The organism is Devosia sp. 1635, from assembly GCF_013185955.1.
Classification (GTDB): domain Bacteria; phylum Pseudomonadota; class Alphaproteobacteria; order Rhizobiales; family Devosiaceae; genus Devosia.
In genome coordinates this window covers 59,635-74,782 of the sequence record NZ_JABAOM010000006.1, presented here as the reverse complement: position 1 = coordinate 74,782, position 15,148 = coordinate 59,635, and the positions used below count along the sequence as shown (strand labels likewise).

Sequence of the window (15,148 nt, the reverse complement as noted above, 5' to 3'; positions counted from 1 at the left end):
TGGGTCAGGCTGACATGGCCCGGTTGTTCGAAGCCAAGCCTTCCCGGGTAAACTCAACTTTCCCGTCCCCAATGGCCTGCATGATGGCGTCACGGTTCTTGGGGGCTCTGTCCTTGATGGCATCGGCCAGAGCGGGCCTGAGTTCGTCGGTCGTCAGGTCTGTACAATAGGCAGGCGTGCCGGGTTGGAAGCTCCAAGACTTGGCAAGGGTGCCGGCGTCCACAGCGTCAAACCCAGAGATGTCTACTAGGTCGGCAACCACCTTCTTGGCAGCGGCACCGTCGCCGGCAATTGGTATGGCAACCCGGTTGGCTGCGCCCGACGAGACACCGGCCTCAGCCAGGGTCTGCGACAGCACGGCGTTCCACGCCTTCACCAATGGGCGTCCAACCTGCTCGCTGACCCAAACCGTTTCCGGCTTGCCAGCATCGACCTCGGCGATATTGCCATCGCGTGCGGGATAATAGTTCGACGTATCGACAACGATAGGATCGCTCGGTGCATTGGCCAGAAGCTCCGCAACATCCGGGTTTTTGGCGAAGGGCAGGGACAAGATGACCACGTCGACATCCTTAGGCGCATCTTCGTTTGACACCGCCTGGACGTTGGTACCTCGCACGATGTCGACCAGGCTCTCCGGGCCTCGCGAATTAGAAAGCTTCGCCAAGTGACCAGCTGCAGCAAATTTGCGTGCCAAAAGCGCGCCGATATTGCCGGCGCCAACAATGCCGATATTCATCTGTGATATCCTTGTTGACTAGTCTGCGGCAGGACGAGCGAAATCGTTCAGGGTGTCCCGAAGCGACGCCATACCAGCCTCATCGATCTTGCAGGCGCTTCTGATCTGGCCTGCAATGTTCCAGACCTGCTCTCTGATGGCCTGGCCTGCTGGGGTCAGATTGATTATGACCCGGCGCTCATCGCTGGGATCTCGCAGGCGGCTGATCATGCCACAGGCTTCGAGACGCTTGAGAAGCGGAGTGATCGTGCCGGTGTCCATGCCCAGACTCGTCCCCAAGTCGCCGACGTAGCGCGGGATTCCGGCATAAAGCTCAAGCATGACCAGGTATTGAGGAAAGGTCAGGCCTAGTGGATCGAGGAACGGTTTGTGCATGCGCGCCATCCCTTGCCCGATAGCTGGCGGTCGACTTACCACCCCATTTCGGCAATTACGGACGCTTCCTGTGAACGACCGCTTCTGGATCCATAGCTGCGGCTTGAATGACCCTATAGGTCGCACTGCCGCCAATTCGTAAGCCGTAGCAAGGGGGCAGTACATGCCCACCGGTGAAGCCCGGCCGTGGCGATATCACTTCAGGGCGTACCCCAAAAATGACGTAACAGCCTTGCGCCCACGCACGTCACCTCACGGTCGATATTGGCCGATGTGGCACTGCTCCACAGGTGCCTGAGCCCTGATGTGACAACGTGACGCCAGTTCACGACCGCGCGATGCGAAGCGGCCTTAGAACATCGTTAGCTATGTTGACGGCTTATGGGCCTGAGCAGTTCCGTCTCGCAGGTGAGGTCGGCTGACTAGATCCATTCCGAGTTCAAGATGCCAACATTGACCACGTGTGCTGCCCGAGCCGCCTTTGTTGCCGTACTTTCTATCTTCGGGAGCAATGACGCTCTAGCGCAGTCCCAGGCAATCACAGCTGACGCCATCAACACCGCGAGTCTAACCGATTACATTGCTGCTGCAGCTTTCGCGCCTGCCGTGGTGCAGGTAGCGTCAAACGAAGACATGGAGCCTGAGAGGGTTTTCGCCGACCCCGCTCTAGCGCGCCTCCAAATTCTGCTGGATCGGGCTGGAGCTTCCCCCGGCGTGGTGGACGGCTTCGACGGCGGAAACCTGCACAAGGCGGTTCTCGCGTTTCAGATGATGAACGGCCTGCCTGCCGATGGGAAACTGACGCTCGCTGTTGCGGCTCGACTGGATGAGCCCGGCGATGCCATCGGCGTTTACACCATCACTCCGGAGGACGCCGCAGCTATAGGCGGTCCCATTCCAACCGACTACGCCGAGAAGGCTGCGCTGGACTATCTTGGCTACGAGAGCGTCCCTGAACTGTTAGCCGAGCGGTTCCACATGGATATCGGCCTGCTTGTGGCGCTCAACCCCGCCTCTGGATTCGGGGTCGGGGACAGCATCAACGTCGCGATGACCGGCACCAGCCGCCAAGGCGTGGTCACTTGGATTGAAGCGGACAAAACCCTCAAACAGGTTCGGGTCTATGGCACCGACGGGGTATTGTTAGCTGCCTATCCAGCAACCATCGGTAATGAAGAAAACCCCTCACCGACTGGCACTTATGTGGTCGAAAACGCCACAGCCATGCCGGGCTACACCTACAATCCCAAGATCAACTTCCAGCAGGGCGAGAATACCGAAGTTCTGACCATACCCCCCGGACCAAATGGGCCAGTAGGATCGGTGTGGATCGGCCTGTCAAAGCCATCCTTCGGTATCCATGGCACCCCTGAGCCGTCGATGATCGACAAAACTGGCTCGCATGGCTGCATTCGCCTAACCAACTGGGACGCTGAGGAACTTGCAGCGATGATCGCTCCAGGTGTGACTGTGGACTTCCTGTAAGCACCGCCGGCTAGCGGTTGACACCGACTATTCACGACATGCGAGCCTCAGGTATATACCTTGAGGTGACACATGGCCTGCATTGGGCACGCCCGCGTCAGCAGCAATGACCAAGACTTAGATATTCAACTCGCAATCATAAAGCTGAGGGCTGCGACTGGGCTGCGACACCCAGGGAATGGCCCACAGCAGACAGGCTGCTAAGCCAGCTCGACTGCAAGGGTTATGGCAAAGCTTACGTGGTTCCTTGGGTACGGTTCCGTAAGACGTTCCCAGCAGGCGGACCTCCGCTAATCGGGCGCGCCAGTGGCGAACTATCGACTAATCTATAGGTTGCGCCGGGAACTGGGCGTTGTAGAGCTTGGCGTAGGCGGCTTTCTTGGCCAGCAGCTCATCATGTGTGCCCTGCTCAACGATGGTGCCGCGCTCCATCACGAGTATCAGGTCGGCATTGCGGATAGTGGACAGGCGATGGGCGATCACGAACGAGGTGCGGTCGCTGCGCAAGGCCGACATGGCCTGTTGCAGCAGCAATTCGGTGCGGGTGTCCACCGCGGAGGTCGCCTCGTCGAGAATAAGCAGCGCGGGGTCGGACACGAAGGCGCGGGCAATCGTCACCAGCTGCCGCTCGCCCCCCGAAAGGTTGGAGCCTTCCTCGTCGATCATCGTGTCGTAGCCCGCCGGCAGGGAATGCACGAAGCGATCCACAAAGGTCGCGCGGGCGGCCTTGAGGATTTGCTCGTCAGTGGCGCCGGGGAGCCCATAGGCGATGTTGTCGCGGATGGTCCCCTGAAAGAGCCATGTGTCCTGCAGCACCATGCCGATCTGGCTGCGTAGCGTGCGCCGCGGGATGGAGGAGATGTCGACGCCATCCAGCGTGATCCGGCCGCCGGTCACCTCGTAGAACCGCATCAGCAGATTGACGAGGGTGGTCTTGCCCGCGCCGGTGGGGCCGACGATGGCTACCGTCTGGCCCGGCTCAACCACCAGCGAAAGCCCTTCGATGAGCGGCGTCGCGGGGTCGTAGGAGAACGACACATTCTCGAAGCGCACCTCGCCGCGGCGGGCGTCCAGCGCGGTCACGGGGCCGGGGCGGTCCGGCCTTTCCTCCTTGGCATCGAGCAGCTCGAAGACCCGCTCGGCCGAAGCAACGCCCGATTGCATCAGGTTGGCCATGGAGGCCACCTGCGTCACCGGCTGGGTGAACTGGCGGGAATACTGGATGAAGGCCTGCACGTCCCCCAGCGACATGGTGCCGTTCGCCACCCGCACGCCGCCCAGGACGGCGATGACGACATAGTTGAGATTGCCGATGAACATCATCAGCGGCATGATGAGGCCGCTGATGAACTGGGCCCCGAAACTGGCGCGGTAAAGCGCCTCGTTCTCGCGCGCGAACACTGTTTCGACTTCGCCCTGGCGCCCGAACACCTTGACCAGCGCGTGTCCGGAAAATGTTTCCTCGATATGGGAATTGAGCCGGCCGGTGCGCCGCCATTGCTCGACGAACAAGCCTTGGGATCGGCGCATCACCACCCGGGTGACCGCCAGGGACAAGGGAATCGAGACCAGCGCCACCAGCGCCAGGAGGGGGGAGATCAGGAACATCATCCCCAGCACCGCCACAACAGTTAGCAGGGAAGTGAGCAGCTGACTCATGGTTTGCTGCAGCGTTTGGCTGACATTGTCGATGTCATTGGTGACGCGACTGAGCAGTTCGCCCCGCGGCTGCCGGTCGAAATAGCTCAGGGGCAGGCGGTTGACCTTGTCCTCGACCTCGGCGCGCATGCGCAGCACGGTGCCCTGCACGACATCGTTGAGTAAAAAGCCCTGCAGCCAGGCCAGTATCGAGGCAGCCATATAAACCCCCAGTGCCCAAAGCAGCACTTCGCCCACGGCGGTGAAGTCGATGCCCTGGCCGGGAACGAGGCTCATCGAGGCGACCATGTCGGCGAACTGGTCATCCCCCCGCGCGCGCAGCGTGGCTACGGCCTCCGCCTTGCTCAGGCCCGCCGGCAGCTGTCCCCCCATCAGTCCGGAAAAGATCAGGTCGGTGGCGCGGCCCAGGATTCTCGGCCCAAGGGCGGTGAGCGCCACACTCACAACCGCCAGCGCCACCACGGCGAGGGCTTTGGCGCTTTCGGGCGCCAAGCGCGCCACCAGCCGGCGCGCCGAGGGTCCAAAGGACATGGCTTTCCGGCCGACCATGCCACCGCCGAAATGGCCTCGCCCGGGGCCCCCGGCGCTTGGCGGAATGCGCTCGGTTTCCTTCAGCCGCCCGTCGCCGGTTGCCTCGGCGGGCGGCGAATTGCTCCTGTCTGGCGCGGTCATGCCGCCTCCTCTGCGCGCAATTGCGAAGCCACGATCTCGCGATAGGTCGCGCAGCCTTCCAGCAGTTCGTCGTGGCGGCCCCGGCCCACGATCGCGCCATTGTCGATCACGAGGATAAGGTCGGCGTCACGGATGGTGGACACGCGCTGGGCGACCAGCACCACGGTGGCGTCCCGGGTGACTGGATGCAGGGCGGCCCGCAAACGCGCATCGGTGGCCAGGTCCAAGGCGCTGAAAGAGTCGTCGAACAGATAGATCTGCGGCTTGCGGATCAGGGCCCGCGCGATGGACAGGCGCTGGCGCTGGCCGCCACTGACATTGGTGCCGCCCTGGGCGATGGGCGCATCGAGCTGCTCGGGCATGCCCCTGACGAAGTCGAGCGCCTGGGCGACCTCGAGGGCTTCCCACATCTGCTCGTCGGTGGCATCGGGCCGGCCATATTGCAGGTTGGACCGGATCGAGCCGGAAAACAGCCAGCTGCGTTGCGGCACGAGCCCGATCACGCTCCAAAGCAGGTCGGGATCCAGCTGGCGAACATCCACGCCGTCCACCAGCACCCTTCCACCGGTCACGTCAAACAGGCGCGGCACGAGGTTGATGATCGTGCTCTTGCCCGCGCCCGTCGAGCCGATGATCGCGACGGTTTGGCCCGGCTGGGCGGCGAAGGACACGTCGCGGACCACGGGCAAATCGGCGCCGGGATAGGTGAACTCGACCTTTTCGAATACCAGGGTGCCCCGCTCGGGCAGCTCGGTGACCGGCACCTGGGGAGGGAGCACCGAGCTTTTGGCGTCCAGCACCTCAGTGATCCGGTCGGCGCAAACCGCTGAACGGGGAACCATGATCAGCATAAAGGTTGCCATCATCACCGACATTAGGATCTGCACGAGATAGGCGAGGAACGCCGTGAGCGAGCCGACCTCCATTTGTCCGCTCGCCACCCGATGCCCGCCAAACCAGAGCACCGCCACCGAGGAGAGGTTGAGGATGAGCATGACGGTGGGGAACATGGTGGCCATCCAGCGTCCCGCCCGCACCGCCACTGCGGTGAGCTGCTCGTTTGCCTCGGCAAACCGCTCGACCTCATGGGGCTCGCGAACAAAGGCGCGCACCACGCGCACTCCGGTGATCTGCTCACGCAGCAGCCGGTTGACCTCGTCGATCCGCTCCTGCATAGCGCGAAAGCTCGGCACCATTTGCGAGACGATGAGCAAAACCGCCACCACAAGGGCGGGAATGCAGACCGCCAGCAGCCAGGAAAGCCCGAAATCCTCCCGCATGGCCATCACCACGCCTCCCACCATCATCAGGGGAGCCGTCACCATCAGGGTGCAGCTCGTAAGTACGAGCATTTGCACCTGCTGCACATCATTGGTTTCCCGGGTGATCAGCGAGGGAGCCCCGAATTGCTGCATTTCGCGTTGCGAAAAGGAGCCGACCCGGTGAAAGATCGCGGATCTGAGGTCCCGTCCAAAGCCCATTGCGGTCCGAGCCGAGAACCAGACCGCGGCAATCGAGCCCCCGATCTGCAACAGCGCGACCACCAGCATGATGGCGCCCGTCTGCACGATAAAGGGCGTGTCGCCCACCGCCACGCCGCGGTCGATGATGTCCGCGTTGAGGCTGGGCAGATAAAGGGCGGCCACTGTGCTGACCAGCTGCAACACCACGATCAGGCCCAACCAGGGTCGGTAGGGCTGCAGGTACTCCCGGACGAGGCGGACCAGCATCAGCTCTTCCTTCCAGGGGCCGGCAGAAAGGGCCATGTCAGCTGTCTGCACGGGGGCAGCTCGGTACAGGACCGGCCGGCCTTTACGCGAGTGGCCGCGACGACGAAGCTACGAGGGCCATGGTCGCCACTCTGGGTACCGCGAGCTCGTGACGGTGGGGGTAGAGAAACCCATAAGCGGACGGTTGGGGTTACATTAGGCCTTAGCCACGAACGCCCGTGGACCCGCCTAGGTTCAATAACCAGGGCGAAAATCTCAGCGTACGTGAAGGGCAGCTTTCGCCACTGCCTTTCGTGCGGTAGCCACCCCATTGGCAAAACGGGGGAGGGGACTGCTGTCGACCCCAACTAAGACGTACCACATGTGCCCCTTGGTCCCTGAAAGCTGCCGATGATCTCCGTGCTGTTTCTGGCGTCGACATATTGAGCTAACGCCTTTGATACGGTCGAGTGAATCAACGGAACAGTAGATTTCGGCGCGGGGCGAAGTTCACAACTACAAGCGAGCGCAATCGGCACACGCGCCGGCAATGCAGATCGCCCGCCTTCAAGTGCCACCGAGCGTTGCTATCGCCCGTTTCTGCGCCGCAATGCGGAATGGGGCGTTGACGGCGCCATAGCCGCGATAGCTGCCCCGGCGTTGCACGATCTCGAAAAAGAAGCCTTCCCCGATATTGCGCGAATAAAGCTGGAAGAATTCCCCGTCTGCATCGCGGTCGTAAAGAATATTGCTGGCGCGCAAGCGATCAAGCACGGCCTGCTCGATCCCCAGTCTCGCCCGCAGATCCTCATAGTAATTGGGCGAAATTTCCAGCGTCGCCATGCCGTTGGCCCGCAGCGCATCGGCGGCGGCGAAGATGTCGTGCGTGGCGAAAGCCAGGTGCTGGATGCTCGAGCCGAAGGTTTCGGCGATGAAGCGGCCAGCGAGAGTGCGGTGGCTTTCTGCCCCGTTCAGCGTCAGCCGCAACGAGCCGCTGTCATTTTCGATGACCTGGCTTCGCACCAGGCCCGAGGGATCCACCACATCCACCATCGGGCTCTTGTCGGTCACGAAGATGGACCGATAAAACAGGATCCAGGTCAGCATCTCCTCGTAGTTCATGGTTTGCGCCAGGTGGTCGATGCGCACGAGGCCGGCGCCCTCCAGCGGGTCGGGATCGCTCACGGTCTCAAATTCGATGTCCCAGACCTGACCAAGCCGGCTCCTCGTGTCGAGAAAATAGATCACCCCACCCCCAACGCCGCGAATGGCGGGAATGCTGAGCTGGTCGGGTCCCGCTTGCTGGTTGAACAATTGGGCGTCCAGAGCCCGGGCGCGTTCGACCGTCGCGGCAGCGTCATCGACGAGGAGGCCAATGGCATAGGCCGAGGTGCCGTGGGTCTGGTAGGCGGAGTGGGCAAGGCCCTCGCGTTCGGTGTTGATGATGATGTTGATCTCGCCCTGGGTGAAGCGCTCGACGGCCTTGGCCCGGTGCCGGCCAGTGAGGCGGAAGCCAAGTTGGCGCAGATAACCGGCCAGCACGCCCGCTTCGGTTTCGTCGGCGGCAAACTCCACGAAAGCGACGCCCTTGACGTCGACGCGCGGCGGCAGTGTGGGCACGGCGATGGCGATATCGGGCTCGGCCTGGCGGACCTGATCCATCAGGTAAACCAGCGAGCGATGGCCATCGAGCGCGATGGTGCGCGGCGAGCCGGAGCGGAACTGGTCGTTGAAGATCTCGAGGGAAATGGGGCCGTCATAGCCCGTGGCGGCGACGGCGCGCATGAACTCGGTGACCGGCAGATCGCCTTCGCCGGGCATGTTGCGGAAGTGGCGGCTCCAATACAGCAGGTCCATGTCGATCAGAGGGGCATCGGCCAGTTGCACGATGAAGATTTTGTCGCCGGGAATGGAGCGGATGGAATTGGGGTCGAGCTTGCGCGAGAGCGTGTGGAAGCTATCGAGGATGATGCCCAGATTGGGGTGATCGGCGCGGCGCACGATTTCCCAGGCATCGCGATGATCGTTGACATGGCGGCCCCAGGCTAGTGCCTCGTAGCCGATGCGCAAGCCCCGGCGCCCGGCCCGCTCGCCCAATTCCCGCAGATCGGCGGCAGCGCGGTCGATGCCGCCCAGCGAAAGGGGGGAAACGCTGGAGCAGACGAGGATCAGGTCGGTTCCGAGCTGCTCCATGAGGTCGAACTTGCGCTCGGCCCGGTCAAAGGCTTGGCTGCGCTGCGGCTCGGGCAAGCCTTCAAAGTCTCGGAACGGCTGGAAGAGGGTGATGCTGAGGCCAAGATCGGCCACCATCGCCGCCACATCGCGCGGGGAATGGTCATAAGCGAGGAAATCGTTCTCGAAAATCTCGACCCCGGCGAAGCCGGCGGCGGCAATCGCCTCGAGTTTTTCGCGCAGATCGCCACTGATCGACACGGTTGCAATCGAGGTCTTCATGGCCGTTCTCCCCATTTTGAGAGGAGAGTACGAACTAGTTAGTACATTTGCAATGCAGGTTCGAATGGTGGCCGAAGCGGTGGCAATGCTGATGGCTCAGGGGAGCTTGTCGGGCCTCGTGACGAAGCGCAGCACCATCTCAACGGCCTGCTGGCGCAGCGAGGCCTGGGCGGCGGGGCTGCCCACATCCTTGCCGAAGATCTTGGAGAACGTGGCGCGGTTGGACACGTTGAAAAAGCACAAGGCGCTGATCTGCCAGTGGACTTCGAGCGGGTCGAGCCCGGGACGGAACACGCCGTCCGCTAGGCCCTTGGCATAGATGGCTTCGATATTGCCGATGGCGGTGACGTTGAGTTCGCGGATCACGCCGGAGCGCTCGAGGAACTCGCCATGATGAATGTTCTCGATCATCACCATGCGGATAAATTCCTCATGCTGATGGTGATGGTCAAAGGTGAATTCCACCAGGCGCTTGAGCGCATCGAGCGGGGGCAGGCCCGCCACGTCGAGTTGGGCTTCGCCCTCGCGCACCTGGCGATAGGCGTTCTCGAGGGCGCTGAGATAGAGCCCTTCCTTGCTGCCGAAATAATAATAGATCATGCGCTTGGAGGAGCGCGTCTTGGCCGCGATCTCGTCAATGCGGGCGCCGGAAAGCCCGTTGAGGGCAAATTCCTGCGCCGCCACTTCAATGATGTTCTGCCGGGTGCCCTCGGGATCCTGCGCGCGGGTTGGCGCGGCCCGGGCGCGGGTCTTGGTGGTTTCGAGCCGGGTACTCATATCAGCAACACCTTCCTCCGGCACCGTAATTGACTAAACTAACCGGTTCGTACATTCTGCCGCAAATCGCTCAACAGCATTTATCGGCTGGCCGGCGTGAAACACAAGGCCACTCCCAGTTGCAACGGCAAGTGGCGGGCGGGGAGACGGGTTTTGCACATCGCCATTAGTCCGGCACAGCCGTTGGCCCGCCTGGTGCTGAACGGGGAACTTCCCGCGCGCGACGGCATCACCATCGGCTTGGTGGGTCGCGGCATTGGCGGGTCCCTGTCGCCGCTAATGCACGAGCGTGAAGGGCAAAGGCTGGGGCTCGATTACCGCTACCACCTGATCGATTTCGACCAACTTGTGCTGACTGACGCACAATTGCCGGAAATCCTCGCCGAAGCGCGGGAGTTGGGCTTTGCCGGCCTCAACGTCACTTATCCGTTCAAGCAGGCCGTGCTGCCGCTGCTTGATGACCTGGCGCCCGATGCTGCTGCGATCGGCGCGGTCAACACGGTGGTGCTGGGTGATCGAACGGTGGGTCACAACACCGATTGCTGGGGCTTTGCCGAAAGCTTCCGGCGCAATCTTCCTTCGGCCGCACGCCAGCGGGTGCTTCAGCTCGGCTCCGGCGGGGCGGGGGCCGCGGTGTCGCAGGCACTGCTGCAATGCGGGGTCGAGCGGCTCGATATCTACGACACCGATGCCACGCGGGCGCAGGCGACCGTGAGCCGCTTGCGTGAGCGGCTTGGCGCCGATGTCCATGCCGTCAGCGATGTGGCAGAGGTCGCGGGGCGGGTGGATGGGATTGTCAACGCCACCCCGGTGGGCATGACCAAGCTGCCCGGCATGCCGATCGATCCGGCCTTGATCTTGCCGCGCCATTGGATCGCCGATGTGGTGTATTTCCCGCTGCAGACCGAGTTGATCCGGCATGCCTATTCGCAGGGTTGCGCGGTGATGCCTGGTGGCGGCATGGCGGTTTACCAGGCGGTGCGGGCTTTTGCGCTGTTTAGCGGATGCCAGCCCGACCCGCAGGCCATGGCGGACAGCTTCAACGCTGCCATTGCCGGCTAGATCCGGCCGGTCGAAAGCACATAATCGACGCCGCTCCGGATATGGGTCGCGAGCTTGGCGACAATGGCGTCGGCGTTGCGCTCCATCGCGAGCTCGAACAGCGCCTTGTGGTCGCTCATCACATCAGCGCCGCGAAAGCTTGCCGCCAGCATATGGTAGCGAATGAAGCGGTCAAACACGGAGGCATGCAGCGCCAGCAGCGTCTGGGAGCCGCAGGCCGAGATCAGCGCATTGTGGAAGGTGAAGTCATAGCGCACCCATTGGGCAGTTCGCTCGATCTCCCCGCGCAGCAACTGCGCCTCGATCACCGAAAGCTTGTGATGAGCGGCGACGACGCGGCCTTCCCAATCGAGATCGCCGCTGGCCAGCGACAGGCGGATGGCGTGGCTTTCGAGCAGGAGGCGCAGGTCGGCCACCTCAAGTAAATTTTCAGCTGAAGCGGGCGCCACCTCAAAGCCGCGCTGCCCCTCGGCGACAACGAGACTTTCGCTGGCCAGGCGATTGAGGATTTCGCGCAGCGTGCTGACGCTGGCGCCATATTGCGCCTTGAGGGTGTCGAGCTTGAGCTTGCGGCCAGGGGGGAGCGTGCCGGCGATGATGTCGCCGCGAATTCGACGGAACGCGAGGTCTGCTACGCCTTCATCCAATTGCTGCCCTTCGTCTGCCACGTCGTCTCCCGCGTTGTTCTAGCCTTATGATCATCATACAAAAACAAAAATCAATGACAAACACAATTTAACCGGCTAGCGTCGAATGCATCAGAAGCCGCATTGACATGAACGAACTGTTTCGTACATTGTGCAGCGAGGACGAACAAACGACGGTGGCAAGCCGTGCGTCCGTTACGCCTGATAGCGGGCGACCACATGGGAGGATGACTATGCGTTTTGGATTTACGCGTCGCGCAGTGGTGCTCGGCGGCCTGTTGTTGGCAGCGGCCATGCCGGTGGCAGCCCAGGAGAGCAAGCCTGTGCTCCGGTTTTCGGCAGTGTTCACTGAACAGGACATTCGCGCCGAAATGATGAGCCGCTTGAGCGAGGGTATCGCCGAGATCGCGACCATCGAGCCCTATTTCGGGGGCAATCTGTTCAAGCAGGGCACCGAACTGGTGGCCTTGCAGCGCGGCAATCTGGAAATGGGCAATATCGCGCCCCAGGATATCTCCAACCAGATTCCGGCTTGGTCGGTGCTGACCTCGGCCTATCTGTTCCGCGACGCCGATCACCTGCGCACCTTCTTTGACAGCGACGTCGGTGCCGAGTTCAAGCAGATGGCGGAAGACCAGCTTGGCATCCGCATCCTTGGGCCGACCTATTTCGGCGCCCGCCAGGTTGGTTTGATCACCGATAAGAAGATCAATACGCCAGCAGACATGGCCGGCGTGAAGCTGCGTATGCCCGGTGGCGATGCCTGGCAGTTCCTCGGCACCTCCATCGGCGCCAATCCAACGCCGATGGCCTATGCCGAAGTTTATACCGGCCTGCAGACCGGGGCCATCGACGGCCAGGACAATCCGCTGCCCAATGTCGAGAACATGAAGTTCTACGAAGTCATGAAGCAGATCGTGCTGACCTCGCATCTGGTGGGCTTTGACCTGCTGGTGATCAGCAAGGCAAGCTGGGACGCGATGACGCCCGAGCAGCAGGCTGCCTTTGACGCCGCCGCCAAGGACGCCATCGACTTCAGCCAAAAGGAGCATCTGGCGCGCGAAGCCGAGCTCGTCGAGCGCTTCAAGACGACCGGACTTGACGTCTATGAGCCGGACCTCGAGGCCTTCCGCACCTTTGCCCAGCAGAAATACCTGGAATCGGATCTGGCCAAGGATTGGCCCGAAGGCGTGATCGACCGCATCAACGCGCTCTAGCCGCACACTTCACGACGGCGGCACTCCCAAGGGGTGCCGCCCCAGCATCCATGTCTGGCCAGCCGCTGCGGCTGCGCACCGGGAGTTGCGCCATGCCTTCTTCTTTCTCCAGCATCGGCCGGTGGCTGCATGTGCGCGCCGAAAACCTGCTGGCGGCCATGCTGGCCACCATGTTCGTGGTCTTCATCATCCAGATCGTCTTTCGCTACCTGCTCAACCTGCCCATCGGCTGGACGCATGAAATCAGCGTCGTGATGTGGCTGTGGATGGTGCTGTTCGGCACCGCCTTCGTCGTGCGCGACGATGAGGATATCCGCTTCGACATCTTTTACGGCGCGGCGCGTGGCAAGGTGAAGAGGGCGATGGTGCTGGTATCCTCGCTCACCCTCGTTGCGCTGTTCACCCTCTCGCTGCCAGCGGTGGTCGATTACATCGCCTTCATGAAGGTCGAGAAGACGGCCTATCTCAAGATCCGCTTCGATTATCTCTATTCCATCTACGGCATTTTTGCCGTGGCGATGATCGTGCGCCAGCTCCACCTCGCCTGGCAGGCGGCCTGGGGCCAGAGCGCGGACGATTTCGACTACACCAAGGTGAGTTCGGGCATATGACCATTTCCCTGGCATTCGGCTTGTCGCTGGGGCTGTTGACGGTTCTGGCCTTTCTTGGCCTCCCCATGGGGCTGGCGATGATCTGTGGCTCGATCCTTTATCTGCTGATGAAAGGGCAGGACCCCGGCATCGTCGCCGAGCAGTTTCTCAACGGCATGTACTCCAACTACATCATGCTTGCGGTGCCGCTGTTCATCCTGGCGGCCGAGATCATGAATTCAGGCACCTTGTCCGAGCGGCTGCTGAAATGGTGCGACGCGCTGGTCGGCCGGTTCCGTGGCGGCCTGGCGCAGGTCAATGTGCTGCAATCCATCGTGTTTGCCGGCATGTCCGGCTCGGCCGTGGCGGACGCTGCCGGCTCGGGCAAGATGATGCAGTACATGATGACCAAGGACAACAAATACACCCCGTCCTATGCCGCGGCGCTCACCGCCGTCACTGCCGTGATCGGCCCCATCATCCCGCCCTCCATTCCGATGGTGCTGTACGCGCTGGTGGCCGATACCTCGATTGGCTACCTGTTTCTGGGCGGCGTGGTCCCTGGCCTTCTCATGGCCGGTTTCATGATGGTGCTGATTGCCGTCACGGCACGGGTCAAGAATTTCCCCATCGAGCCGCCGGTGCCGGTGCGCCAGCTGCCGCGCATGACCTGGCAGGCTTTGCCCGTCCTCTTCATGCCGGTCGTGCTGATGTATGGCATCTATGGGGGCATCACGACGCCAACCGAAGCGGCCGCTGTTGCCGCAGCCTATGCGCTGCTGGTGTCGGTGCTGATCTACCGGGCGGTGAAGTCCAAGGACCTTTACCAATCGGTGCTGGTTAGCGCCAAGACCACGGCCTCGATCGGCATGCTGATCGCGGGGGCGCTGGTGTTCAACTATGTCGTCACCATCGAAAACATCCCGCGCACGATCAGCACCATCCTGCTGTCGTGGGATCTGAACGCGGTGACCTTCCTCATCATCGTCAACCTGATCCTGCTGGTGCTGGGCTGCGTGCTGGAAGGCACGACGATCCTCCTCGTCATCGTGCCGGTGCTGATCCCGACGGCGCAAGCGCTGGGCATCGACATGGTGCATTTCGGCGTCGTTGCCGTGGTCAACATCATGCTCGGGCTCATCACCCCGCCTTACGGGATGCTGTTGTTCATCATGACGCGCATTTCGGGCTCACCGATGCGGGCGATCATCGGCGATGTCATGCCGTTTTTGTGGACGCTGATCGGCGCCCTGATCCTCTTTACCTTCGTGCCCGACACCGTGCTCTGGCTGCCCAGGATGTTTGGCTATGGAGCCGTGCAATGAAGCCCATCTATGTTCTAAACGGCCCCAATCTGAACCGGCTGGGCAAGCGCGAACCGGCGATCTATGGCACGACGACCCTCGCGGAAGTGGAGCAGATCTGCCGTAGCGCCGCGGGCGAGCGTCCGGTCGTCTTTGGGCAAACCAACAGCGAAGAACAGCTGATCGACTGGGTGCACGAGGCGATCGACGAGGGGGCGGGGATCCTCATCAATCCTGCGGCCTTCACCTTCACCTCCATTGCCCTGCTCGATGCGCTCAAGATGTTCGAGGGGCCGGTGATCGAGTTCCACATCTCCAATGTGCACCGGCGCGAGCCGATTTATCACCGCTCCTATGTGTCCATGCGGGCCGACGCGGTGCTGGCCGGCCTGGGAGCCTCCGGCTACGCCACGGGCGTCGCGGCGCTGCTCAATATGATTGAAAGCCGGAGCTAGCGG

13 protein-coding genes are annotated in these 15,148 nt (G+C 62.1%); 6 read left to right on the top strand and 7 right to left on the bottom strand.

Annotated elements, in window-relative coordinates; genetic code table 11:
* Positions 1-4 precede the first annotated feature (4 nt).
* Together HRU92_RS18765 and HRU92_RS18760 are read right to left on the bottom strand one after the other, a co-directional pair.
* The gene (locus HRU92_RS18765) at positions 5-748 is read right to left on the bottom strand and encodes an NAD(P)-binding domain-containing protein (RefSeq protein WP_349236753.1); all 744 of its coding nucleotides are present in this window, start codon (positions 746-748) and stop codon (positions 5-7) included.
* A 9-nt stretch (positions 749-757) separates the two neighbouring features.
* Positions 758-1,114 carry a MarR family winged helix-turn-helix transcriptional regulator gene (locus HRU92_RS18760; protein WP_172125759.1) on the bottom strand — a complete coding sequence of 119 codons (357 nt, stop codon included), beginning with the start codon at positions 1,112-1,114 and terminating at the stop codon, positions 758-760.
* 444 nt (positions 1,115-1,558) lie between these two features.
* On the opposite strand from HRU92_RS18760, the gene HRU92_RS18755 reads away from it, so the two are divergent.
* Positions 1,559-2,599, top strand: coding sequence for a L,D-transpeptidase (locus tag HRU92_RS18755; RefSeq protein WP_172125760.1), 1,041 nt, complete (start codon positions 1,559-1,561; stop codon positions 2,597-2,599).
* Positions 2,600-2,920: 321 nt separating this feature from the next.
* On the opposite strand, the gene HRU92_RS18750 is transcribed toward HRU92_RS18755, so the two are convergent.
* From HRU92_RS18750 to HRU92_RS18735, 4 genes are all read right to left on the bottom strand, one after another.
* Positions 2,921-4,930 carry an ABC transporter ATP-binding protein gene (locus tag HRU92_RS18750; RefSeq protein WP_173088887.1) on the bottom strand — a complete coding sequence of 670 codons (2,010 nt, stop codon included), beginning with the start codon at positions 4,928-4,930 and terminating at the stop codon, positions 2,921-2,923.
* Positions 4,927-6,711, bottom strand: coding sequence for an ABC transporter ATP-binding protein (locus HRU92_RS18745; protein WP_211198923.1), 1,785 nt, complete (start codon positions 6,709-6,711; stop codon positions 4,927-4,929). Before HRU92_RS18745 ends, HRU92_RS18750 begins: the two co-directional genes overlap by 4 nt.
* A 495-nt stretch (positions 6,712-7,206) precedes the next feature.
* Complete coding sequence (locus HRU92_RS18740; protein ID WP_172125762.1) at positions 7,207-9,093, bottom strand: sugar phosphate isomerase/epimerase and 4-hydroxyphenylpyruvate domain-containing protein; 1,887 nt, start codon at positions 9,091-9,093, stop codon at positions 7,207-7,209.
* Between the two features lie 96 nt (positions 9,094-9,189).
* Positions 9,190-9,870, bottom strand: a complete 681-nt coding sequence (locus HRU92_RS18735) for a TetR/AcrR family transcriptional regulator (RefSeq protein WP_127751910.1) — start codon at positions 9,868-9,870, stop codon at positions 9,190-9,192.
* A gap of 153 nt (positions 9,871-10,023) precedes the next feature.
* Here HRU92_RS18735 and HRU92_RS18730 point away from each other — a divergent pair, with 153 nt between their 5' ends.
* Positions 10,024-10,932 carry a shikimate dehydrogenase gene (locus HRU92_RS18730; RefSeq protein WP_248307258.1) on the top strand — a complete coding sequence of 303 codons (909 nt, stop codon included), beginning with the start codon at positions 10,024-10,026 and terminating at the stop codon, positions 10,930-10,932.
* Here HRU92_RS18730 and HRU92_RS18725 read toward each other — a convergent pair.
* Complete coding sequence (locus HRU92_RS18725) at positions 10,929-11,600, bottom strand: GntR family transcriptional regulator (RefSeq protein ID WP_173088886.1); 672 nt, start codon at positions 11,598-11,600, stop codon at positions 10,929-10,931. The two genes, HRU92_RS18730 and HRU92_RS18725, sit on opposite strands and share 4 nt — an antisense overlap.
* Positions 11,601-11,812: 212 nt before the next feature.
* On the opposite strand from HRU92_RS18725, the gene dctP reads away from it, so the two are divergent.
* The 4 genes from dctP (at position 11,813) to HRU92_RS18705 (ending at position 15,145) form a co-directional block, all read left to right on the top strand.
* Complete coding sequence (dctP, locus tag HRU92_RS18720; RefSeq protein WP_172125764.1) at positions 11,813-12,796, top strand: TRAP transporter substrate-binding protein DctP; 984 nt, start codon at positions 11,813-11,815, stop codon at positions 12,794-12,796.
* Between the two features lie 92 nt (positions 12,797-12,888).
* Positions 12,889-13,407, top strand: coding sequence for a TRAP transporter small permease subunit (locus HRU92_RS18715; protein ID WP_172125765.1), 519 nt, complete (start codon positions 12,889-12,891; stop codon positions 13,405-13,407).
* Positions 13,404-14,711, top strand: coding sequence for a TRAP transporter large permease (locus tag HRU92_RS18710; protein WP_127751914.1), 1,308 nt, complete (start codon positions 13,404-13,406; stop codon positions 14,709-14,711). The genes HRU92_RS18715 and HRU92_RS18710 overlap by 4 nt, the downstream gene beginning before the upstream one ends.
* Complete coding sequence (locus HRU92_RS18705) at positions 14,708-15,145, top strand: type II 3-dehydroquinate dehydratase (protein WP_127751915.1); 438 nt, start codon at positions 14,708-14,710, stop codon at positions 15,143-15,145. Before HRU92_RS18710 ends, HRU92_RS18705 begins: the two co-directional genes overlap by 4 nt.
* The last annotated feature ends 3 nt before the right edge of the window (positions 15,146-15,148 follow it).

Bases quoted from the DNA above. Each gene is read 5' to 3' on its own strand.
- HRU92_RS18760 (WP_172125759.1), bottom strand. From the start codon at position 1,114: ATGCACAAACCGTTCCTCGATCCACTAGGCCTGACCTTTCCTCAATAC.
- HRU92_RS18755 (WP_172125760.1), top strand. From the start codon at position 1,559: ATGCCAACATTGACCACGTGTGCTGCCCGAGCCGCCTTTGTTGCCGTA.
- HRU92_RS18750 (WP_173088887.1), bottom strand. From the start codon at position 4,930: ATGACCGCGCCAGACAGGAGCAATTCGCCGCCCGCCGAGGCAACCGGC.
- HRU92_RS18740 (WP_172125762.1), bottom strand. From the start codon at position 9,093: ATGAAGACCTCGATTGCAACCGTGTCGATCAGTGGCGATCTGCGCGAA.
- HRU92_RS18735 (WP_127751910.1), bottom strand. From the start codon at position 9,870: ATGAGTACCCGGCTCGAAACCACCAAGACCCGCGCCCGGGCCGCGCCA.
- dctP (WP_172125764.1), top strand. From the start codon at position 11,813: ATGCGTTTTGGATTTACGCGTCGCGCAGTGGTGCTCGGCGGCCTGTTG.
- HRU92_RS18715 (WP_172125765.1), top strand. From the start codon at position 12,889: ATGCCTTCTTCTTTCTCCAGCATCGGCCGGTGGCTGCATGTGCGCGCC.
- HRU92_RS18710 (WP_127751914.1), top strand. From the start codon at position 13,404: ATGACCATTTCCCTGGCATTCGGCTTGTCGCTGGGGCTGTTGACGGTT.
- HRU92_RS18705 (WP_127751915.1), top strand. From the start codon at position 14,708: ATGAAGCCCATCTATGTTCTAAACGGCCCCAATCTGAACCGGCTGGGC.